This is a genomic window from Clostridium akagii DSM 12554, from assembly GCF_000686725.1.
GTDB classification, from domain to species: Bacteria; Bacillota; Clostridia; order Clostridiales; family Clostridiaceae; genus Clostridium_I; species Clostridium_I akagii.
Map to the genome: position 1 here is coordinate 514,527 of NZ_KK366007.1, position 20,918 is coordinate 535,444.

20 protein-coding genes and 3 pseudogenes are annotated in these 20,918 nt (G+C 30.1%); 21 read left to right on the forward strand and 2 right to left on the reverse strand.

Annotated elements, in window-relative coordinates; translation table 11 throughout:
- Positions 1 to 68 precede the first annotated feature (68 nt).
- From BR66_RS0117915 to BR66_RS24220, 11 genes and pseudogenes are all read left to right on the forward strand, one after another.
- A complete protein-coding gene (locus BR66_RS0117915) occupies positions 69 to 1,346 on the forward strand; it encodes a hypothetical protein (protein WP_242841182.1) in 1,278 nt (425 codons plus the stop codon).
- 139 nt (positions 1,347 to 1,485) lie between these two features.
- Positions 1,486 to 2,631, forward strand: coding sequence for a glycosyl hydrolase family 18 protein (locus tag BR66_RS0117920; RefSeq protein ID WP_026884142.1), 1,146 nt, complete (start codon positions 1,486 to 1,488; stop codon positions 2,629 to 2,631).
- Positions 2,632 to 2,727: 96 nt separating this feature from the next.
- Complete coding sequence (locus BR66_RS0117925; RefSeq protein WP_026884143.1) at positions 2,728 to 3,105, forward strand: hypothetical protein; 378 nt, start codon at positions 2,728 to 2,730, stop codon at positions 3,103 to 3,105.
- A 165-nt stretch (positions 3,106 to 3,270) separates the two neighbouring features.
- A complete protein-coding gene (locus BR66_RS0117930) occupies positions 3,271 to 3,726 on the forward strand; it encodes a P-loop NTPase family protein (protein WP_026884144.1) in 456 nt (151 codons plus the stop codon).
- A 620-nt stretch (positions 3,727 to 4,346) separates the two neighbouring features.
- A complete protein-coding gene (locus tag BR66_RS0117935) occupies positions 4,347 to 4,589 on the forward strand; it encodes a ribbon-helix-helix protein, CopG family (protein WP_026884145.1) in 243 nt (80 codons plus the stop codon).
- A 19-nt stretch (positions 4,590 to 4,608) separates the two neighbouring features.
- On the forward strand, positions 4,609 to 4,959 hold the full coding sequence (locus tag BR66_RS0117940) for a hypothetical protein (protein ID WP_026884146.1): 351 nt from the start codon (positions 4,609 to 4,611) through the stop codon (positions 4,957 to 4,959).
- An 880-nt stretch (positions 4,960 to 5,839) separates the two neighbouring features.
- A complete protein-coding gene (locus BR66_RS25810; RefSeq protein ID WP_156946321.1) occupies positions 5,840 to 5,995 on the forward strand; it encodes a hypothetical protein in 156 nt (51 codons plus the stop codon).
- Positions 5,996 to 6,537: 542 nt separating this feature from the next.
- Positions 6,538 to 7,623: pseudogene (locus tag BR66_RS26510) on the forward strand (Ig-like domain-containing protein); the annotation flags it as partial.
- 6 nt (positions 7,624 to 7,629) lie between these two features.
- Positions 7,630 to 8,757 (forward strand): annotated as a pseudogene (locus tag BR66_RS25820) (InlB B-repeat-containing protein); the annotation flags it as partial.
- A gap of 138 nt (positions 8,758 to 8,895) precedes the next feature.
- On the forward strand, positions 8,896 to 8,967 hold the full coding sequence (locus BR66_RS26920) for a hypothetical protein (protein WP_479723155.1): 72 nt from the start codon (positions 8,896 to 8,898) through the stop codon (positions 8,965 to 8,967).
- Positions 8,968 to 9,280: 313 nt separating this feature from the next.
- Positions 9,281 to 9,667: a glycosyl hydrolase family 18 protein gene (locus BR66_RS24220; RefSeq protein WP_278246823.1), complete on the forward strand. Its 387-nt coding sequence runs from the start codon at positions 9,281 to 9,283 to the stop codon at positions 9,665 to 9,667.
- A gap of 190 nt (positions 9,668 to 9,857) precedes the next feature.
- On the opposite strand, the pseudogene BR66_RS24225 reads toward BR66_RS24220, so the two are convergent.
- Positions 9,858 to 11,455, reverse strand: a pseudogene (locus tag BR66_RS24225) (IS1182 family transposase).
- Positions 11,456 to 11,863: 408 nt separating this feature from the next.
- Here BR66_RS24225 and BR66_RS0117975 point away from each other — a divergent pair.
- The 3 genes from BR66_RS0117975 to BR66_RS0117985 all read left to right on the forward strand — a co-directional run bounded on the left by BR66_RS0117975 (position 11,864) and on the right by BR66_RS0117985 (position 13,963).
- Positions 11,864 to 12,319, forward strand: coding sequence for a hypothetical protein (locus tag BR66_RS0117975; protein ID WP_026884149.1), 456 nt, complete (start codon positions 11,864 to 11,866; stop codon positions 12,317 to 12,319).
- 614 nt (positions 12,320 to 12,933) lie between these two features.
- Complete coding sequence (locus BR66_RS0117980; RefSeq protein WP_026884150.1) at positions 12,934 to 13,113, forward strand: hypothetical protein; 180 nt, start codon at positions 12,934 to 12,936, stop codon at positions 13,111 to 13,113.
- Positions 13,114 to 13,330: 217 nt separating this feature from the next.
- On the forward strand, positions 13,331 to 13,963 hold the full coding sequence (locus BR66_RS0117985) for a hypothetical protein (RefSeq protein ID WP_026884151.1): 633 nt from the start codon (positions 13,331 to 13,333) through the stop codon (positions 13,961 to 13,963).
- Between the two features lie 8 nt (positions 13,964 to 13,971).
- Here the strand turns inward: BR66_RS0117985 and BR66_RS0117990 are convergent, their stop codons facing one another.
- Complete coding sequence (locus tag BR66_RS0117990; RefSeq protein ID WP_026884152.1) at positions 13,972 to 14,193, reverse strand: hypothetical protein; 222 nt, start codon at positions 14,191 to 14,193, stop codon at positions 13,972 to 13,974.
- A 217-nt stretch (positions 14,194 to 14,410) separates the two neighbouring features.
- Between BR66_RS0117990 and BR66_RS0117995 the strand changes: the two genes are divergently transcribed.
- From BR66_RS0117995 to BR66_RS0118025, 7 genes are all read left to right on the forward strand, one after another.
- Positions 14,411 to 15,154: a hypothetical protein gene (locus BR66_RS0117995; RefSeq protein ID WP_026884153.1), complete on the forward strand. Its 744-nt coding sequence runs from the start codon at positions 14,411 to 14,413 to the stop codon at positions 15,152 to 15,154.
- 225 nt (positions 15,155 to 15,379) lie between these two features.
- Positions 15,380 to 15,958 carry a TetR/AcrR family transcriptional regulator gene (locus tag BR66_RS0118000; RefSeq protein ID WP_207641268.1) on the forward strand — a complete coding sequence of 193 codons (579 nt, stop codon included), beginning with the start codon at positions 15,380 to 15,382 and terminating at the stop codon, positions 15,956 to 15,958.
- A 160-nt stretch (positions 15,959 to 16,118) separates the two neighbouring features.
- Positions 16,119 to 16,727, forward strand: coding sequence for an MFS transporter (locus BR66_RS24230; protein ID WP_051624293.1), 609 nt, complete (start codon positions 16,119 to 16,121; stop codon positions 16,725 to 16,727).
- Positions 16,728 to 16,795: 68 nt separating this feature from the next.
- Positions 16,796 to 16,936: a hypothetical protein gene (locus tag BR66_RS26175; protein ID WP_169738174.1), complete on the forward strand. Its 141-nt coding sequence runs from the start codon at positions 16,796 to 16,798 to the stop codon at positions 16,934 to 16,936.
- Between the two features lie 447 nt (positions 16,937 to 17,383).
- Entirely contained in the window at positions 17,384 to 18,337 is a 954-nt protein-coding gene (gene fmt, locus BR66_RS0118015) for a methionyl-tRNA formyltransferase (protein WP_026884155.1), read from the forward strand.
- Positions 18,338 to 18,590: 253 nt separating this feature from the next.
- Positions 18,591 to 19,421, forward strand: coding sequence for an AraC family transcriptional regulator (locus BR66_RS0118020; protein WP_026884156.1), 831 nt, complete (start codon positions 18,591 to 18,593; stop codon positions 19,419 to 19,421).
- A gap of 270 nt (positions 19,422 to 19,691) precedes the next feature.
- Positions 19,692 to 20,894: a multidrug efflux MFS transporter gene (locus BR66_RS0118025; protein ID WP_026884157.1), complete on the forward strand. Its 1,203-nt coding sequence runs from the start codon at positions 19,692 to 19,694 to the stop codon at positions 20,892 to 20,894.
- Positions 20,895 to 20,918 lie beyond the last annotated feature (24 nt).

Below are 20,918 nucleotides of genomic sequence, written 5' to 3' on the forward strand. Positions count from 1 at the left end.
TTCATTATGTTTATTTAGGACTAATAGTATGTATAATAGGCATAATGTTCTCAAAAAAGGATGTAATTTTGCCATGTATTTTAGGAATCCTAATAATTGGATTTATATATAGTGGTAGTATTGTGTCATCAGTACAAATTGTATATACAGCCATAGTTGTTTCTGGAAGAGAATTTATAGAAATTGTAATAATTATAGCATTAGTTAATGCAATGTCTAAGGCTATAAATAGTCTAGGTGCAGATGAAATAATGATAAAACCCATAAGCAAACTTATGATTAATGAAAAAATAGCTTTTTTTGTTTTGGGATTTACAATGTTAGGATTTTCATGGTTTCTATGGCCATCTCCGGCAATAGCTTTCATAGGCCCACTTATGGTTCCAGCAGCAATAAAAAGCGGACTAGAACCAATTTGGGCAGCAGTTAGCTTGGACTTATTTGGTAATGGAATAGCTTTATCAAGTGATTATTTCATACAAGGGGCACCTTCAATAACAGCTAAAGCCGCAGGAATTAAAAACCCATTTGAAATAGTGAAAGCCGAATTTTTAATGTGGATGGTAATTTCTATTGTAGTATTGGTTACTTCCAGCATTATAATGAGCAGAAGTAATAAAGGCAGAGGGAAAAATAACAATATTAACGAAGTTACCACAACATATAAACACAGTTTTAGCAGTAGATTTATTGCAATATTTACATATGTGTTTTTTGCAGTAGATATTGTTATTATGTATGTATACAAATTAAAGGGTAGTGAAGCAACTTCTTTGATTGGTGGCACAGCTATAGTTATAATGTTATTATGTGTTCTTATAAAGTGTGGCATAAAAAATTCATTGGGGCAAATTACGGTGCTTATAAGGGAAGGATTCATGTTCAGTATAAAAATTTTTTCGCCAATTATTATAATAGGGGCATTTTTCTTTCTAGGTAGCAAAGAGACGGCGCAAGAAATTCTAGGCTCAGGAACAAATGGAATCTTAACGGATGTAGGTATGTATGTATCACAAAACATTCCAATGAATAAATTTTCAGTAGTAATAATTCAAGCTTTAATTAGTGGTCTTTTAGGAGTTGGAGGATCAGGATTCTCAGGTCTACCATTAGTAGGAACTTTAGCACAAGTATTTTCATCAGCTGTGAATGTTAATAGAGCAGGCATGGCAGCCCTTGGTCAAATAATAACAATTTGGGTAGGTGGTGGAACTATAATTCCATGGAGTGTTATTCCTGCCGCAGCAATTTGTAATGTGGAACCTTTTGATGTGGTGAAAAAAAATATATTGCCTGTGTCTTTAGGGTTAGTAGCTACAGTAATTATTGCAATGTCCATATTGTAAATTAGGCATATTCAAAAGGATAGCTAGTGAGTATTCTAGTGTTCCTTTTGAATATGCCTAAATCTATTCGATATTATTCACATATGATTTATAAATTTCATATACTGTAAAGTGTTAATAATAAATTGAGGTGGATATTTTGGTAAATTACGTAGTGAAAGCAGGAGATTCACCATGGTCTATTGCAAAGAAGTATGGTGTAAATTATAACGATATCGTTGCTATTAATGGACTTACCAATAGAAAAAATTTGGTTATTGGAGAGAGCCTGCTTATACCTATAAATCAGAGTAAATACAGGGAAGAAATTGAAGTAAATGGATTTATTATTCCTACTACAACTGCTAGAGATAAAGAGATTGTTGATCAGAATCAAAAATATTTAACCCTTATAACGCCATTTAGTTATCATGTGAATGAGAATGGAACATTAACAGATTTAAGGGATGATACCATAATTAAAGAGGCTAAAAAATATAATGTATCCCCAATGTTATGTGTTGCAAATATTTCTAGTAGTGGTGGGTTTGATACAGAACTAATAGGACGAATACTGAATGATAAGAACATACAAAATACTTTAATAAACAATATAATTAATACTTTAAAGCGAAAAGGCTTAGGTGGAGTAATTGTTGATTTTGAAAGAATTCCACCTAAGGATAGGCAAAATTATAATGACTTTTTGCAAGAGTTAGTTAGAAGAGTACATGCAGCTGGTAAGTATTTAGTAGGAACTGCATTGGCACCAAAACAATCATCAGTTCAGACAGGACCATGGTATGAAGCTCATGACTATGAAGCTCACGGCAAAATAGTGGATTTTGTGATACTCATGACATATGAATGGGGATGGTCAGGTGGCCCACCAAGAGCTGTAGCACCAATAAATGAGGTTATAAAAGTTTTGAATTATGCAGTTTCAGTAATACCAAGCTATAAAATAATGATGGGAGTACCATATTACGGATACGATTGGAAACTTCCATTCGTTCAGGGAGGACCCTTTGCAGAGGCTCTAGGAAATCAAGAAGCCGTAATAAGAGCTGAAAAATATGGAGCAAATATTAAATACGATGTAATATCTCAATCTCCGTTTTACAACTACATGGATGAAAACAGAGTTATGAGAGTGGTGTGGTTCGAAGATTCTAGAAGTATGATGGCAAAGTTCAACTTAGTCATAAAATATGGCTTAAGGGGAGTAAGTTATTGGGTTCTAGGCAAACCATTTCCACAGAATTGGGCATTACTTAATAGTATGTTTAGAGTTAAAAAGCTTTAGGTGAAAATTTAATATATATTTAGTTCTGAAGACATCAAATAATTTTTTGATGTCTTGTTTATTTTTTGAAAATGTTATTCCAAAGCTTGGTAAATAATGCTGGGGGAGGATCGTGTTACTTTAGTCTATAATTTCATCCTAAAAGTCAATTTAGCTGGCATAAAAGATATATGGACACAAGAAAAAATTAGTTTAACTAATCTACAAGCCGAACAAATACTAACTTTTGTGGATTCAATTAATGAAGTTCAGCCATTACAGGCAAGAATGAGAAAATATTTAAGTGCTGCAGCCAACGTGGTATTTGCAACTGGAGAAAATAGTCTTAAGCAAGTTGTTAAATGCTTGGAGGACCATGTAACAAGAACTTTTTATATTAGTAAACTTTTAGATGAAGAAAAACAATATCTGGAAGATAAAATAAAATTGCTACAGGATTTAGATGAATATTCAAAAACAACTAAAAACAATTGAATAGCTAAGATTATAGGTACCAAAGACGATAGAATCCACGGTATATTAGATAGAATAAGTTTATTGAGAGAAGACTTCAAGTTGAAGTATATGTTCAACAAAGGATCAAAAGGTAATATGGATTTTGCTGAAGAATTATAGAAAGGCAAAACTATAATAATTAGGATGCCACAGGATGCATTTAAAAAGCACTCTAAGAATGTAATTGTAACGTTTTTATTAAGTAAAATATGGATAGCTACAGAAATAAGAGGGAAGTGGAACAAACAACCTAGAGCAACACATATCAGTATTGATGAAATATTCCAGACTAAAACGGCTATGAAAATGCTAGCCAATGATGAAATATTACCTCAAACAAGAAAGTTTGGATGTAAGTTTATTTTAAGTTGTCAGTACACAGATCAGATAGACATACTTATGGAAACTCTAGTTGGAGCAGGTGCTTCATTCATGTTTATGGGTGGTACTTCAGAAAAAGATTTTAAAAAATTTGAGAGTAAATTGGATGGATTCGAATTTGAGGATCTGAGAGATATGGAAAAATGGCATAGCTTAAACTTAGTATATTACTCAGGTGGTTATGCTAATTTTATATCTAAATTGCCATCAATAAAATAATTAAATTGATTATTTTTATACTCATTTTTTAAAGCCCTAAATTTGGCTAATTAAAATTGTGTGGTTTTATAAGAAATTTATGAATTATTAAATAGCATAATATATATAAATTACATTGGAAATAACAGCTTTTTTAGATTTTCTATTTTAAAGTTCTGTGAAAAAGTTAAGTTAAAATTAATATTAAAATTTAAAGTATAAACTATAAAATACTGCTTGATTAACATAGTTAAAGCAGAAATAAATAATATAAAACATAATAAGGATTTTGTTAAAATGGCTAATAAAAAATAAGAATAAGGAGTAGAAAATACTGCAAAAGACAGTTGATATTTTAATACAATATATATTTCTAGTATACGGAGGAAATACGGAAGCGTTAAAATATGGCACGGAAGAAATACGAAAATTCAAAATAAAATACGGAAAACATACGAAAATTCACTAAAATATGATACCACTATTTTGCTAGGCTAGGCTTTGCCTAGCCTAGCACCCCTGTGATAGCAAAAACTCCTTATGCTCATCAGGATTCTTGGGGTATAGCTTTTCATTTAAATTTATTAATAAAATTTATAATAGTAACAAAGTAAAAAAACAATTAAAAGGAAGGTTTAAAAGTGGATATAATAATTAGAAATCTTGATGTAAAGTCTGTGGCAAAGTTGGATGAAATGGCAAAAAAGAAAGGAATATCACGCCAAGAGTTTTTGAAAAATTATATTGAGACTTTAAGTGTACTAGATACCATAAGAGAAAATGATAATAGATATATAGATTTAGTAAATCAAATGGCCTTTGTAATTAAAGAAAATACCAATGTATTATCACAAATTAGAATTGATTTTATATTAGAAGATTGATAAATTGGAGGATAGGTATATGGCTACTGAAAGAAAAAGAAAAGAATATCAATTAATGCAGGAGGATATTGATTACATAAATGAAATTGCTAAAAAGTATAGAATTAGACCAGCCGATGCATTGTCAAAAATTATAAGTGAACATAAAGATCCTGATGCAAATAAAATGGAAAACACAATGAAAAAAATATTGTTAGGCGTAAACAAAATAAACAAGCTATCAGAAATTCAACTAGAGATTAGTAACTCCGTTTGTTTAAAGGAGAATTATTCATATCAAAACGAGATTTTACATGTGATTTGCTTTCAAAAGCTTACGAGGAAGTACAAAAAAATTGCTGGTGAAAGCATTAAAAAGTTCAATAGATAATGAGGAGAAAATATGATAGGTGCAGTCATATTTCGAAATTGGTTACCAAGGACAATTAAAAAAATTTTCAGGTAGACTCATAAAAATACAGCTATTAATAATCCCGAAATAAAACAAAATAAATGCGGTTATGGTTTATAATTTTGTTATAACATGGTTCTATAGATAGATTGTTTTGTATTATTCATAAAATACAAATTGGAAAACAGTATTGATATTATGATCATTTTATAGAACAACTATTGTAAATTTCCCAATAGTACTTAAGTGATGAATGAAAGAAATATGTTAAGTCTAGTAATAATATAAAAGGTAGACCTAAGAATCTATCATTTGAAGTAATTTTTTTTATGAATTATAATAGTGGAAATAATATCATTTTAGGAGGAATATTCAAAAACATGTAGAAATATATACAATAGTAAATAATTTTTAGTGATAAGTGAGATGGAAATATGAAACCAAAAACCATTAGTTTTATATTTGCAGTAATAATTGCAGATATCTTTTATTGTAATAATAGATTAGGAGAAAATCACAAAAAACATTTATATTGTGAAATTTCATATATAATAATATAGAACATATATTAAGTAAAACAAGGAATACATAAAAACCAGATCCAACAGTACGAGTTAGTTGAATTTGGAATATGGCTACATATGGGTGTGAAAATATTCAAAGAATAACAAGATATCATTAAGATAATCCATCAAGGCATAGTACTAGGAAAATTTTAGGCATGTTTGGATTTAAAGGATAGTTGTAATTAATATACTAAATGAAATACCGATATTGACAAAGTAAACAAGAATAGGATGTCTACGAACATAGTTGGTAACCAAGATCTGTATCACCAATAAATGAAGGCGTAAAAGTTTTGAATTATTCAGTTGCAGTAATTCCAAGCTATAAAATAATGATGCAAGTGTCATATAATAGATACGATTGGGAACTTTCATTCGTTCATGGTGGAATATTTGCAGAGGTTTTAGGAGATCAAGAAGCTGAAATAAGAGCTAAAAATATGTGGTGAATATTAAATATAACGTAATATCTCAATCACCATTTTATAACTATATGATTGAAAATATAGTTATGAAGGTTGTCTGGTTTGAAGATTCCAGAAGTATGATGCCAAAGTTCAACTTAGTCACAAAATATGGCTTACGAAGGTTAAGTTATTGGGTTCTAGGTAAGCAACTCCCTTTGTTCTTAACAGGTGAGAAACAAAGATGATTTTATTAAGAATTATTATTGTGTAACTGTATGAAATCTCATTGTTTGAATGGCTACATTAACCTAAGGAAAAGATTGTATGCAAAACATTGAAATATGTAATAGTTCAAAACAATATTTAACCTTTTCTATATAATAATTTATTTTTAAATAAAGTTAAAAAGGAAGTATGAAAAAATGAAAAGAAATCATGGTAAACTTCACCTAATTGCGATTACCTTTATTGGGCTAATTGTTATTAGTTTTATTAGTTGCTATCAAGTAAATGCGAGTACAGGCACAGAAGTTTCTGGACTTATCTCTGTGAATACAACTTGGAGTCCACAAAATGGGCCATACATGATAACTGGCGATGTTTGTGTTGATAAAGGGGCTATTTTAAATATTGAAGCGGGAACAGAGATAATTTTTAATGGAGATTATTACTTAAAAGTAGATGGAACGATTAATGCTAATGGTATATCTCAAAATCGTATCAAATTTATTTCTAATAATAATGGCGGTAAAATAATGCTTGACAGTGATAATAATTCATTGAATTATAGTTCAATGAGCGGCATGGTTTGGGGAGTATTTTTATGTGATAATAGTTCATATAACAAAATTGATAATTGCGTAATTAGAAACAATGTTTTTGGAATATATTCAAATTATAATAACTCGTTTAATGAAATTAAGAATTGCTCTATTAGCGAAAATTCTAGTACAGGCATACAGTTCTTTAAACTTTGTACAAATAATGTTATAGATGATTGTACTATATTTAACCAAAAGAGTACTGATTCCATGAATCCTGGATGTGGAATTCATTTTGATTATGGGAGTAACGATAATATTGTAAAAAACAGTTTTATATTTGGGAATAATTGTGGAGTCGATTTTTATCCAGATTGCACAGATAATTCTATTACAAATAATGATATCCAAAAGAATACTATAGGAATAAATTTTCAAAATTACGGGTGGAAGTCATCTAATTTAACTAATATTAACAATAATAACATATGTAATAACTATCAATATAATCTTATGTCTGGGCATAATGATTTGGGAATATATGCAAATAATAATTATTGGGGAACTTTGGACGAAAATCAAATTAATAGTTCTATATATGACTTTTATGATGATTTTGATAGGACAAAAGTATTATTCAAACCATTTTTAATTAATTCTGCTCTTGTAACTCGACAAACAAACCCAGTAATGAGTATTAGTTTAAGTGAGTCTCAAAAGAGTTTGAATTCAGGTGCATCCATGAATCTAATAGCGACAGTAAGTCCAATAGATGCAACCAATAGTGATGTTAGTTGGTCAAGCAGTGATACATCAGTAGCGACAGTTGATAATGCAGGAAATGTAACTGCAGTCGGTAAAGGAACGGCAACAATAAAGGCAATAACTGCAGATGGAGGATATACAGAAAGCTGCATAGTAACAGTAAGCAATTATACAGTTACGTTTAACAGTCAGGATGGAGATTCGTTAACAAGTAAGATAGTAAACTATAATAATGTAATAACAGCACCTTCAATTCCAACTAGGAAGGGCTATATATTTGGAGGTTGGTACAAAGAGGCGGGTTGTATAAATGCATGGGACTTTGAAACAGATAAAGTAACTTCTGATACAGCACTGTATGCTAAGTGGACATCTAATGTAGTATCAGTTTCTTATCAATGCCATGTACAGAACATTGGATGGCAAACATTGGTTAGCAATGGTGCAGAAGCAGGAACTGATGGTAAGGCACTTAGAGTTGAGGCACTTAAAGTTAATTTAACAAATGCTCCAGCAGGTGCTCATGTAGATGTACAGGCACATGTGCAAAGTATAGGTTGGCAAAACATAGTTAAAGATGGACAGGAAGCAGGAACTGATGCTAAGGCACTTAGAGTTGAAGCTTTAAAATTAACATTAGAAAATATGCCAGGCTACTCAATACAGTATAGAACTCATGTTCAAAATATAGGTTGACAATCATGGGTTAGTGATGGACAGGAAGCAGGTACAGATGGGAAATCACTACGTATAGAAGCTATAGAAATTAAGTTAGTAAAAATATCAGATAATTCTACAGTGGGTGTACAATATCAAGGACATGTACAACAGATAGGTTGGCAAACTTCAGTAACTAATGGCCAGATATCAGGTACAGAAGGTCAAGCACTTAGAGTAGAAGCACTTAAAATAGGTTTATTAAACGCTCCAGTAGGAGCTAAGATAGAATATCAAACACATGTACAACAGATAGGTTGGCAAACACCTGTGACTGATAATGCAGAAGGTGGTACAGATGGGAAGTCTTTAAGGGTTGAAGCTATAAAAATAGCTTTAGAAAATCTCCCAGGTTATTCTGTCCAATATAGAGCGCATGTACAAAGCATTGGATGGCAACCATGGGCCAGTGATGGACAAGAAGCTGGTACAGATGGAAAGGCTTTAAGAATTGAAGCTATTGAAATTAGAATAGTAAAAACAGTAGATGGTAGTACTCCAACACCAGTATCATTTATAAAGAACGTAACATCAGTAGCATTAAATAAAACAATAAGTACATATACAAAGCACTAACACTTGGAACTTTTTTATATGTATCAACTTTAGTGTTAATGAAAGGACAACATGCAATGGCGACAAAACTACGACTGTAGGCATCATATTTGGTAGCCACCCAAAAACATTGGTTGACAGACATTGGTTAACAATGGGATAGAAGCAGGAATAGTTGGAAAGGCACTTAGAGTTGAGACACTTAAAGTTAATTAAAAAATGCTTCAGTGGGTGTTCATGTAGGTGTACAGGGTAATGTTCAAAATATAGGTTCAAAAATATAATTGTTGATGGGTGGTAACCTGGGACAGATTGTAAAGATTTAAGGGTTTAAGCAATAAAAATTATTCCATGCGATAGTATGTTTAGCCATATTTTAAACTTGTGACTCAAGATTGCTATATGTAAGGTATAGCTAAAATAAAGTCATGTTTTAATAGTTGCAATTTAAACTTAAATAAATCAAAACAGCTACTATTTAGACTGGGCAGGTGGGCCACCAAGAGCTGTAGCTCCAATAAATGAAGTTATAAAAGTTTTAAATTATGCGGTATCTGTAATTCCAAGTTATAAAATAATGATGGGAGTACCATATTACGGATACGACTGGAAACTTCCATTCGTCCAGGGAGGACCATTTGCACAGGCTCTAGGAAATCAAGAAGCCGTTATAAGAGCAGCAAAATATGGAGCAAATATTAAATATGATGTAATATCACAATCCCCATTTTATAACTACATGGATGAAAATAGAGTTATGAGAGTGGTGTGGTTTGAAGATTCTAGAAGCATGATGTCAAAGTTTAACTTAGTCACAAAATATGGTTTACGAGGGGTAAGTTATTGGGTTCTAGGCAAGCCATTTCCACAGAATTGGGTATTGCTCAATAGTATGTTTAGAGTTAAAAAGCTTTAGGTGAAAATTTAATATATATTTAGGACCATGGGGCTGTCGCATTAGCATAAAAAATATGCTGACGCGGCAGCGTTTTTTTGACATTTTATAAAAAATTTTATGCTAATTTAAGGTTAAAGAATTCCTATAACTAAAAAATTGGGCATTTAATAAGCCTTCGCTATTAAGGCTTTTTTTGATTTAAAGATTTTTAAGATTTTAAATCTGACTGGATTTTATTATGTAGCTTATTTATATTATGTGCCATGGCTAACATAATACTTTCCACCAAAACGTTCTTTTTGCCTTTACTTAAATATCTACGAAATCCCATATCCTGTTTTATCTGTGCAAAAGAGCCTTCGGCTTGAATACTTCTATTCATTCTTAGCTTGTAGCCTTCTTCACTTACAATTCTTTCAAGATTCTCATTGCGAAGCATGGTGAACAGCTTTGAAGTTTCAAGATTTTTAACTCTGTCTTCTAATGATGTTTTGCAGTTATATCCTTTTATACATTTGATCTTGTACTGACAGTTACTGCAATCCTCAGAGGTATATATTGTTTTCTCACTAAGATAACCGGTCTTACTTTTTCTTGTTAATATTTTATTTACTGTTAGTCTCCGATTATTTTTACAAGTATAATAATCACCAAATTGGTTATAATCCATATTTTGTATTTTGCTTAGATCCTGGTTATATTTCCTTGTCTTAGATATTTCGAAATTTGAAGGTTTAATATATGATAGCTGTCCATTCTCTTTAACATAAACATAATTTTCTTCACTTTCGTAACCAGCATCTGCAACAATTTTAAAATACTTAAAATACAATAAGTTCTCCATGCTTTTTATAAAGGGAATCAATGTTGTTGTGTCCGTAGGATGAGGACCAACAGTAAGCCATGCTATATATTCAGAATCTACTCCATGCTGAACGTTGTAGCCAGGTTTTAATTGACCATTTTTCATAGCATCTTCTTTCATTCTCATAAAGGTTGCATCATTATCAGTTTTTGAATAAATATTACGGCTACCGCAGGTGTGGATTTTCTGAGTATATTCTTTTAATTTATTAAGAAATTCTTCAAGCTTTTCAATAGAACGTTGAATTGGAGTTTTTCGTTTACCGCATCCATGTACAAAGTTTATGTTTTCTTGAAGTTTCAAAGCGTAAAGTTTTTTACGAAGTTTTTTTACATGCTTTATTTTTACGCAATTTTCATATATAAGCTTTAATCCATATGTTTCTTCACATTTGGCTACAAAATCAGCTAATTTAGAAAGTAGTCTTCCAAGATTTTTTGTAACAGATTTTTTCCAAACAAAGGTATACTTATTTGAAGCTGCCTCTATTTTTGTACCATCAATGAATATAGCATCACTTGATATTTCTCCAATTTCATAAAGAAAATTTGTCATTTGAGCCATTATTGTTTCTGAACATTGAGCAAAATGAAGGCTACGAAATCTGGCAAATGTAGAATGATCTGGCACTGGAGAACCTTCTAAAAGATACATGAAGTTGACATCTCGCTTGCAGGATAGTTCCATTGATCTTGATGCATAGTTTTTATTCATGTAAGAGTAAAGTACAATTTTTAACATCTGACGTGGTGTTGCTTAATTCTCCCTTATACGGGAGTAAGCGAATACAAATCTGTTAAATCCATCTCCTCAATAAATTGACTTAGCAAATGCACCGAATTATTATGTGGAATCATGTACTCAATATTTAGTGGAAGTTTCAATTGATAATTTCCACGGTTTGAAGTATAATTTTTATGTAAATTAATGTGTTTGATCATATGTTAATTTTACCATAAATCTTTCACTCTTCCGAGTGGGAGATTTATTTTTATGCAAAAAACTGTCACACTGATTTTTTAGTGCGACAGCCCCATTCATTTTTTCAATTAACTGTTTGTTTTGTTAGAAACAAAGGATTTGTACAAATTATTATTTATAAATTATAAAGGGAGTCTAGACAAATAGTTTACTAACATATTTGTTTAGAAAATTGTGTATATAAACATAATGCATTTATTTAAATAGCATATTGAATTGAATTTCAGAATTTATATTTTTAGGTAGCCCAAAGGACGTAAATCGTTGATATAAAACAATTTATGTCTTTTTAATGCTATCTATAAGATTACTATTATGGATATTTTAGCAATCCTAATATTGACAAATATCAAGAGGTTAAGTATGATATGAAATGGCTTGTTTGGTTATACCCAAGAAAATGGAGAATACGATATGAGGATGAATTTTTATATATTTTGGAGAGAAGGAAGATTTCTTTCAAGGAAGTAATTGACATATTTATTAATGCAATTGATGCACAATTTTTAAATTTAGTGGAGGAGATTATAATTATGCTTAATAAATTAAATGAGATTATGCTTAAATCTGTTTTTACGCGTTCATTAATAATTGGATCTATAATGATATTGGGAGCCGGATTTGGATATTGGATTAGTGGAATCACACCTTCATTATCTCAAATGTCACCAAAAACAGTTCTTGTAGTTGGAGTTGTTTTGGGACTTTGTATAGGATATATAATTGGGCAAACAAGAGGAATTATGCGTGTCATCAAAGTAACGCATAACAAAGATGTATTCCTACCTACTGGTAAATTAAAGTTTGAAAAAATAGAAAAATAGAAAAATAGAAAAATAAAATATAAAAAATAAAAAATAAAAAATAAAGTCAAAATAGCTACTGTTTAGATTGGTGAGGTGATCTACTTGCAGAGGCGTTAGGAAATCAAGAAGCCGTTATAAGAGCAGCAAAATATGGATTACCAGTGTTAAGCTATTGGGTTCTAGGCAAACCATTTCCGCAGAATTGGGCATTAATTAATAGTATGTTTAGAGTTAAGAAGGTTTAGATAAAAATTTAATATATATCAATTTTTATAGACATCAAATGATTTTTTGATGTCTTATTTGTTTTATTAAAAGGTTATATCAAAATAATGATAATACAATATATAAAGTTATTGCACAATTATAAAAAATGTTAATTAAATGAGGAAGATGCATTAAGTCTTAAGGTAAATAAAAAAAGTAACGAACCATTAAACTCTATTTTAGCGGTAATGGAAATAATGTAGGGGGAAGATCGTGTTAATTTAGTCTATAGTTTTATCCCCAAAAGTCAATTTAGTTGGCATAAAAGATACATGGATACAAGAAGTTAATGAGATCAAGGTTCTGGTAAATCAAAGTTTACTAGTAATTGTCATAGGTTCGCTAATACTAGAAAAGAGGGAGGGGTGGCAATAGATTTTATAAAGAATTGTGAATTATCAGAGGATATAATAAACTCTTTGCCTAAAGAAGACACAATTGTATTGGATTATACCAAAGAGAAAGATATTCAAGGTTTTTCATTTAATGAATTTAAAATAGATAGCAAAATAAGTTCATTCGAGAGACTTAGTTTATTGAGGTAAGACTTCAAGTTGAAATATATGTTCAACAAAGGCTCAAAAGGTAATACAAATGACTATTGTAAATGAGAATATGGACAATGTTCTTTTAAAATTTAATGATGAGGGGCTTTAATACTTCAGTAAATATAAAACATAATAAGATTAAATGTAAAACATGATATAATTATGCTTAGATAGGTTTGCAATGGTGAAATATAATTGGAGGAGAATAAAATCTATGAAAATTTTAACAGTTATCGGATTAACAGGACTTACTATCTCTATTATTTTAATAGCACAAAAAATAATAAAAAATGATAAGTCTAAAATAAGTTTAAAGATAGCAATACCAATATTTACAGTATTTTTAGTTTTATTTGTTATTAGTATTGGTAATCTTCCAACAGTGGTGAACTCTATACAAGCTAATAGAGTAGATGCAGAAGATTATAGTAAATTAGAGCAGTTAGTATCAAATGCTTTCCCAAATGGTCAAATTTCTATTTCCGGAAATATTTTAACTATTACATTTGACGATGATCTATTGGGTGAAGGGCGTTGTATAGTAAGTATAGATATGTATGTACGAAGTGGACTTCAAAAAATTTGTAAGCATATTGAATTTGAAAAATATCATACCGTTATTATAAAAGCCATGACAAAAATGCCCCAAAGAAGTGCTACTTATGCTAGAGAATTAGGAATGTCTCTTACCTTTGATCAAACTGCACTAGTAAATATAGATAATTTTGACAATGTAAAAAATGATCAGCTTATACTTCTCCAAGGTAAACATAATACATATATTAATCCAGATATAATGAAACGTTTAGATTCAGATGATATTAAAGAGTTATTTCCAAACAAGTAATATAAGAGTTATGAACCACTTTTAAGTTGATTTAATTTTTTCTGCTTATCCTCTAAAGATTCAACAAGTTCTTGTTTGGAAGCAATAGTACTTATACTGGCGCCAACAGAAGATATAAAATTACCCAATACATTATTTTCAGATGCAGACTTATCTTCTGTAAGAACAATAGAAATTGCGGTTGCAAGAACAGCGAGATCATTAGGGATCAATGAATCAAGATATGACATTGGAGTTCATCTCAAATTTTTTATATTATATTGTATTCAAATTATTTTGTGGTAGTTACAGTTTTAATGTTGGGAAGATGTATATGACTTTGAAGAATCGCCTTTAAAATCTATGTAAATACAACAAAAGAACGGTATAGAGTTTAAAAATTACTTAGGTATCACTATGCTAAATCCCAGTAATATCAATGTAGGATAAAATTCAATGGAGGTATATATGAGCGTTTATATAGGAATTATATTGCTAATTTTAGATGTTTGTATTTCTATAGTACTGTTTTTGGCAGGGGGATATATGTTATATAATATTCTAAATAAATTATGGGGACGCAAAGAACAAATACTAATAGTACCACCGTTTTTTGTATTTAGATTTGCCTCATTTTTAGTGTTTCAGAATATTATTATGATAATAAATAGCAAATACGATTTATTATTTGCTATTAGTGACATAAATATGCAAAATGTTGAGTTCTTACTAAATGTTTTAATAACTACTTTAATAATTCAATCAGCTATAGTTTTATGTACGTATACACAGTTTTGTAAAGATACGATTTATAAGAGAAGCCTTCTGCATCTATTTAAACCAAAATCATTTTCATATGAAGAAATAAGCGAGGTTAGAATTGATACCTTTAAAAGTGCAAGAGGTTTAATTTTTCTTAGATATTATCTAATATTTAACAATAGAAATAAAATAGATTTAAACATTATGGAACTTCACAAAGGGAAATTTGGCACTCGAAAAGTTACAAGTTTTAAAAACATTTTAGGTGTTGAAAAATACATATCAAGAAAAATTCCACATTTTATATCCCAAGAAGCAATTTATGAATTAGCAAGAAATCATATATATTTAGAAGATAATATTTATAAAAAATTTCAACCGACTAAGATAAACTATTTAAAATTGGCGAAGAGCATTTTATTAAAAATGCGTGAGAGGAAAATAAAATGAAAGAAAAAAGTAGGCTATAATAAAGATTAAAATTAAAATTGCATTTCCAGTTATGGTTACCTGTATAGGGTGTCACCAATTATTTAATGGTTTAACTTTTAACTCGAAAAATAAATTCACAAAAATATTTTCAATTCCCTTTGGCATATTGTTTATTATATTTGGATTTTTTGGACTTATCGTTCCAAAAATGCTATAATATTTTTATACAGTAGGAGGTGTTGGATGGTGGGAAGAAATATTAGCTTTAATAAGGAAAAATCCTTAAATGAAGCCATGTACCTATTTTGGAAAAAAGGTTATGATGCAACATGTATTTCAGATTTAATTAAAAGGATGGGTATAAGTCGTTCAACGCTTTATGACAGTTTTGGTGATAAAAAACAACTTTTTAAGCTAGTTTTAGAAAATTATATGAAATATAATTTTAACAAGAAGGAACTACTATTTAGTAGCAACAGCGTTAAGGAATCTCTTAAATCTTATTTTTATAAACATATAAGGGAACGATATTCTAATGATACACCAGAAAGTTGCATTATTACTAATTCATCAATATTGATTGGTCATGTTGATTCATCTATAGAGGAAATGCTAATAAATGATTTTAATGAACTAGAAAAATCATTTAAACAAGTCATTAAAAAAGGTCAATGTAGCGGAGAAATTTCTGAGAAGAATGATTGTGAAATGATTGCTTACGCTTTGTTAAGTTTAAATCACAGTATTAATGTGATGTCACAATTTAAAAAAGATAAAGATTTAGCTATTAAATTAGTGAATAAGACTATTGAGTGTCTATAGTCTTTTCTTTTTTGAACATTTAGGAACGAACGTACCAAAAGGAGGACTAGTATTTATTTTCATTTGTCGTTCTCTTATTTATATTTCTGATGATGATAAAATTTTTACCGGATTTCGATGTTGAACCAAAAAAATAACTTATTCTCAATTAATAAGCTCTATGATTACGATTCTTAAAAATACAACCCATTTAAAACAAAGAGCTTTTTATCATGCTTGCTTATTTGCAACATTTAGTCTTTACTGGACAGTAGTACCAATTTTACTTAGAACAAGTTTATTGTATTTTACTAATACTGAAATTGCATTATTTGGTTTTGTTTCAATTGCAGGTGTTTTATTTACTCCTACAATTGGAAAATTAGCAGATAAAAGTATGATTGACTCATTAACAACTATATCTATGTTATTAGTTGTTTTATCAGTTTTACTTTTACTGTTTGTAAAAAATCATTCTATATTAACAATCATTCTATTAATTATCTCTGGAATTATTTTGGATGTGGGTATTTCAGGTAATTTACTATTAGGTCAAAAAGTAATATATAGCTTAGATGTTTCTATTAGAAGTAGATTAAATGGTTTATATATGACTATTTTCTTCTTAGGAGGTGCGTTTGGTTCATTCATAGGAACCTATAGTTACTATAAATTCAGTATTAACACTGCGTTAATGATTGGATTAGTCCTTCCACTAATCGCCTTAGTAGTTCATATTATTAATATCATTAAAAGTAGTAATTCTAATAAACAGTCATTAACAGGATAATGAACATTAGAAAAGAAAGTACATTAAGTATTGACTATAAATTTAGTTATTAAAGGAGGAATATTCATATGCTAGAAAATGGAAAAAATATTTGTGATTGTAAAAATGAAAAGTGTATAAGACACGGAAAGTGTAGTGAGTGCATTGAGTTCCATAGAAAATTAGAACAGCTACCTTATTGTAAAAAAACAAAGCTAGGTAATAAATAATTTTACTGCGTAATCTTCATATTAGACGAAGGAAACAAAGAACTAATTGTATGCCCAAACTGTTGATATGTAAGCTGTAGGGCCAATATTAAAGTATTAAATTATGAAGTATCAGTAATCACAAGTTATAAAATAATCATGGGAGTACCATATTAAGGATATGACTGGAAACTTCAATTCGTTCAGGGTGGACGATTTGCACAGAATTGGGTATTGCTCAATAGTATGTTTAGAGTTAAAAAGCTTTAGGTGAAAATTTAATATATATTTAGTACTATAGACATCAAATAATTATTTGATGTCTTGTTTATTTTTTGAGAATATCATTCCAAAGTTTGTCAAATAATGCTAATATAATATATAAAGTTACAACGCAACAGTAAATTAGTGTATAACGAATTAATAACTACAAAATATATTTTGTAGTATCAAAGGGAGGTATCAATAATGAGAATAGTTTTTATGGGAACTCCTGATTTTGCAGTTCCCTCATTGAAGAAAATGATAGAGAAATATAACGTAAGTGCGATTGTAACACAACCTGATAAACCAAGTGGAAGAGGGAAAAAGGTAGCAATTTCACCAATCAAAGAGGTCGGACTATCGAATCAAATTCCGATTTTTCAGCCCGAAAAAATAAAAACAGACTTTGTAATTATTGATAAATTAAAAGAAATAAAACCTGATTTTATTATTGTTGTAGCATATGGTCAAATAATAACTAAGCATATACTTGAAATACCAAGACTCGGATGTATTTGTCTACATGCATCTCTTCTACCAATGTATAGGGGGTCGGCACCAATAAATTGGAGTTTAATAAATGGGGAAATAACAACTGGAAATACAACTATACTAATGGATACTGGTATAGATACGGGTGATATGCTTATGAGAAGTGAGTTTGACATATCTGAATCTATGACAGCAGGAGAATTATACAACTTATTAAAAATAAATGGTGCTGAACTGTTAGATGAAACAATAAATGGAATTATCACAGGTAAAATTTGTGGGGTAAAACAACAGAGTGATGGAAGTTCTTATGTACAGAAGTTAAACAAACAAATGGCAAAGATTAATTGGAATGACAGTAGTATTAACATACATAATTTAATAAGAGGATTGAGTTCTTGGCCATATAAAAATATAAACTCATGGCCAACTGCTTATACCTATTATAAAGATATTCCAATTAAAATATTCAAATCCAAGTCATTAGATGCAAATATTATTAAACCACCTGGTTATATCATAGATGCAAATAATGAAGGAATTACAGTCGCTACCAATAACGGTATTCTGATTATAGAAATATTACAGTTTCCAGGGGGGAAACCCCTTGAGGTAAAAGAATTTTTAAAAGGAAATAAAATAGAAAAAGGCATTGTATTATCATAATCATAAGTGATTAATAGTCTATATAGGACTAATAATCACTTATGATTATTGGTTCGTAATATTCGTCTTAGACGAAGTCAACATAAGAACATTTTAAACGTGATATTTTTGTTTTGCCATCAATATTAATATAAAATGATGGGAGTACAATTTGCAGAGGCAGTAGTAAATCAAGAAACCGTATAGAAAAGGTTCTAAGATATAATAGAATTAGTGGAATACATAAAAGACTGCTTAAATTATGGAGGCAAGTATGAATATAAACAATTTATTTTTTCATCTTTATTATTGCAATAATAGGCAACAGAATCAAGTATTAAAATATTCATTTAAAGTTAATAAAACAATTAACCATCATGAGCTTATTTTTATTACTGGAGGCAAGGGGTATATTTTATTTGGAAATAAGAGATATCAGCTTAAAGACGGTACGCTGTTATACCTTTGCCCTAATGTACTATATTCTATAGAGATAGATTCTGAAAATCCTCTTTGCGTTATGACAGTACATTTTAGTTATGCAAATGTGGGCTTTAGTGGTGACGAATGGAATATTACAAAGGAAATTGATAGGTTACCACTAGATTTTGTGCAAATCTTAAAGGATTACTATCAGATTAATAATATATTTAAGAAATTGGTCGAAAATTGGGCATCTAAATTGCCGGGTTATGAGTTTAGTACAAAAACTTTACTTAGGGAATTATTATTCGAAATTTTTCAAAATATAAAAAAGAATAGCCAAAATTATTCAACATCATTAAAGGTTGAAAAAATTATTGAATACATGCGCCAAAATATAGATACTAGACTGACATTGGCAGAATTATCTCAGTTAGTGCAACTGTCATCACCATATTTATCTAGCGTTTTTAAAGAAACTACAGGATATTCTGTAATTGGATTTTTTAATAAGATAAAAGTTGATAAAGCCAAAGAATTGATTATCGAAGGTGATAAAAAAATAAAAGAAGTAGCAAAAGTACTTGGATTTACTGATGAATTCTATTTTAGTAGGATATTTAAGAAAATCGAGGGTGTAAGTCCTTCAGAATTTTATCGTAAAAATGTCCAAGTGTATTAAAATATTAAAATATCCTATTGATTGTGAAAAAGCATTTGATATAGGTGCTAGGCTGGCAAAAGTATAATTTATTAAAATTCAATATTAGTTACTAGGAGTATCTTTTAAGATGCTCTTTTTTTAATATAAATCTTCGGCATGGTTAGTGATAAGTCTCTTAAAATTCTATCGTAAAATTATCCATGAATATTAAAATATCACATGGATTCAAGACATTCTCAAAGTTATAATTAATTCATAATAGTAAATCATCAAGGAGGTAAGAAACTAATGAAGATGTGGAAAAAGAATTTATTTGTATGTTGGTTCGGGGTATTTGTTACAGGGGTAGGAGCAAGCCAAATAGCTCCTATCATGCCTCTTTATATAAGGCAGCTGGGAATCCACAATACATCTACAATTGAGCAAATATCAGGAATTGCTTTTGGGGTCACCTTTATTATATCAGCAATTTTTTCACCAATATGGGGCGCCGCAGCAGACAAGTTTGGAAGAAAACCAATGCTTCTGAGGGCAAGCCTTGGAATGGCTCTTGTAATTGGAAGTATGGGTTTTGCACAAAATGTATATGAGCTTATTGGTCTCAGAATACTTCAAGGAGCTATAACTGGATATTCAACAGCTTGCGTCACACTTATAGCAACTCAAACAGAAGAAGCGCATGCAGGGTGGGCGCTGGGAGTAATTTCAACAGCAGCTGTTACTGGGTCACTTATTGGGCCATCACTTGGCGGATTCTTGGATGAATTTCTAGGATTACAATTTACATTCTTTTTAACTGGGGGGCTAATGATAATTACATTCATAACTACCTTGTTATTTGTTAAAGAGGAATTTGTACCACAAGATAAAAAGGTTTTAAGTATGAAAGAGGTATGGAAAAAGTTGCCTGATCCTAGTCTTATTATAACTATGTTTGTGACTTCATTTGTATTGCAACTTGCATACTACTCAATTGAACCTATAATAACGGTATATATAACTCAAATATCAACTAGTACAACTCATATTGCACTTATTTCTGGTATGGCATTTTCAGCCTCTGGACTTGCAAGTATAATAGCAGCTCCAAGACTTGGAAAACTATCAGATAAGATTGGACCTCAAAAAGTTATGCTTGTAGCACTTATTGTGGCGGGCATTATATTTATTCCTCAAGCATTCGTAAAAAACCCATGGCAACTAATGGGGTTAAGATTTTTACTTGGATTTGCAACGGCGGGACTTAATCCATCAATTAATGCGCTACTAAAGAAAATAACACCCAAAGCACTTACAGGAAGGGTATTTGGTTTTAATATATCTGCATTTTACCTAGGTACCTTTGCTGGATCGGTGCTTGGAGGACAAATAGCAGCGCATTTTGGTATGAAAGCAGTGTTTTTTACTACAAGTAGTTTGCTCCTTTTAAATGCAGTATGGGTGTATAAAAAATTGTATAAAAAATTAAATTTAATTCCTAAAATAGAATAATTATTTTATGAAAAATATTTTTGC

What these genes read in the sequence shown, in the direction of transcription:
- BR66_RS0117925 (WP_026884143.1), top strand. Translation starts at nt 2,728, where the DNA reads ATGCTGGGGGAGGATCGTGTTACTTTAGTCTATAATTTCATCCTAAAA.
- BR66_RS0117930 (WP_026884144.1), top strand. Translation starts at nt 3,271, where the DNA reads ATGCCACAGGATGCATTTAAAAAGCACTCTAAGAATGTAATTGTAACG.
- BR66_RS0117940 (WP_026884146.1), top strand. Translation starts at nt 4,609, where the DNA reads ATGGCTACTGAAAGAAAAAGAAAAGAATATCAATTAATGCAGGAGGAT.
- BR66_RS0117975 (WP_026884149.1), top strand. Translation starts at nt 11,864, where the DNA reads ATGAAATGGCTTGTTTGGTTATACCCAAGAAAATGGAGAATACGATAT.
- BR66_RS0117985 (WP_026884151.1), top strand. Translation starts at nt 13,331, where the DNA reads ATGAAAATTTTAACAGTTATCGGATTAACAGGACTTACTATCTCTATT.
- BR66_RS0117990 (WP_026884152.1), bottom strand. Translation starts at nt 14,193, where the DNA reads ATGTCATATCTTGATTCATTGATCCCTAATGATCTCGCTGTTCTTGCA.
- BR66_RS0117995 (WP_026884153.1), top strand. Translation starts at nt 14,411, where the DNA reads ATGAGCGTTTATATAGGAATTATATTGCTAATTTTAGATGTTTGTATT.
- BR66_RS0118000 (WP_207641268.1), top strand. Translation starts at nt 15,380, where the DNA reads ATGGTGGGAAGAAATATTAGCTTTAATAAGGAAAAATCCTTAAATGAA.
- BR66_RS24230 (WP_051624293.1), top strand. Translation starts at nt 16,119, where the DNA reads ATGATTACGATTCTTAAAAATACAACCCATTTAAAACAAAGAGCTTTT.
- BR66_RS26175 (WP_169738174.1), top strand. Translation starts at nt 16,796, where the DNA reads ATGCTAGAAAATGGAAAAAATATTTGTGATTGTAAAAATGAAAAGTGT.
- fmt (WP_026884155.1), top strand. Translation starts at nt 17,384, where the DNA reads ATGAGAATAGTTTTTATGGGAACTCCTGATTTTGCAGTTCCCTCATTG.
- BR66_RS0118020 (WP_026884156.1), top strand. Translation starts at nt 18,591, where the DNA reads ATGAATATAAACAATTTATTTTTTCATCTTTATTATTGCAATAATAGG.
- BR66_RS0118025 (WP_026884157.1), top strand. Translation starts at nt 19,692, where the DNA reads ATGAAGATGTGGAAAAAGAATTTATTTGTATGTTGGTTCGGGGTATTT.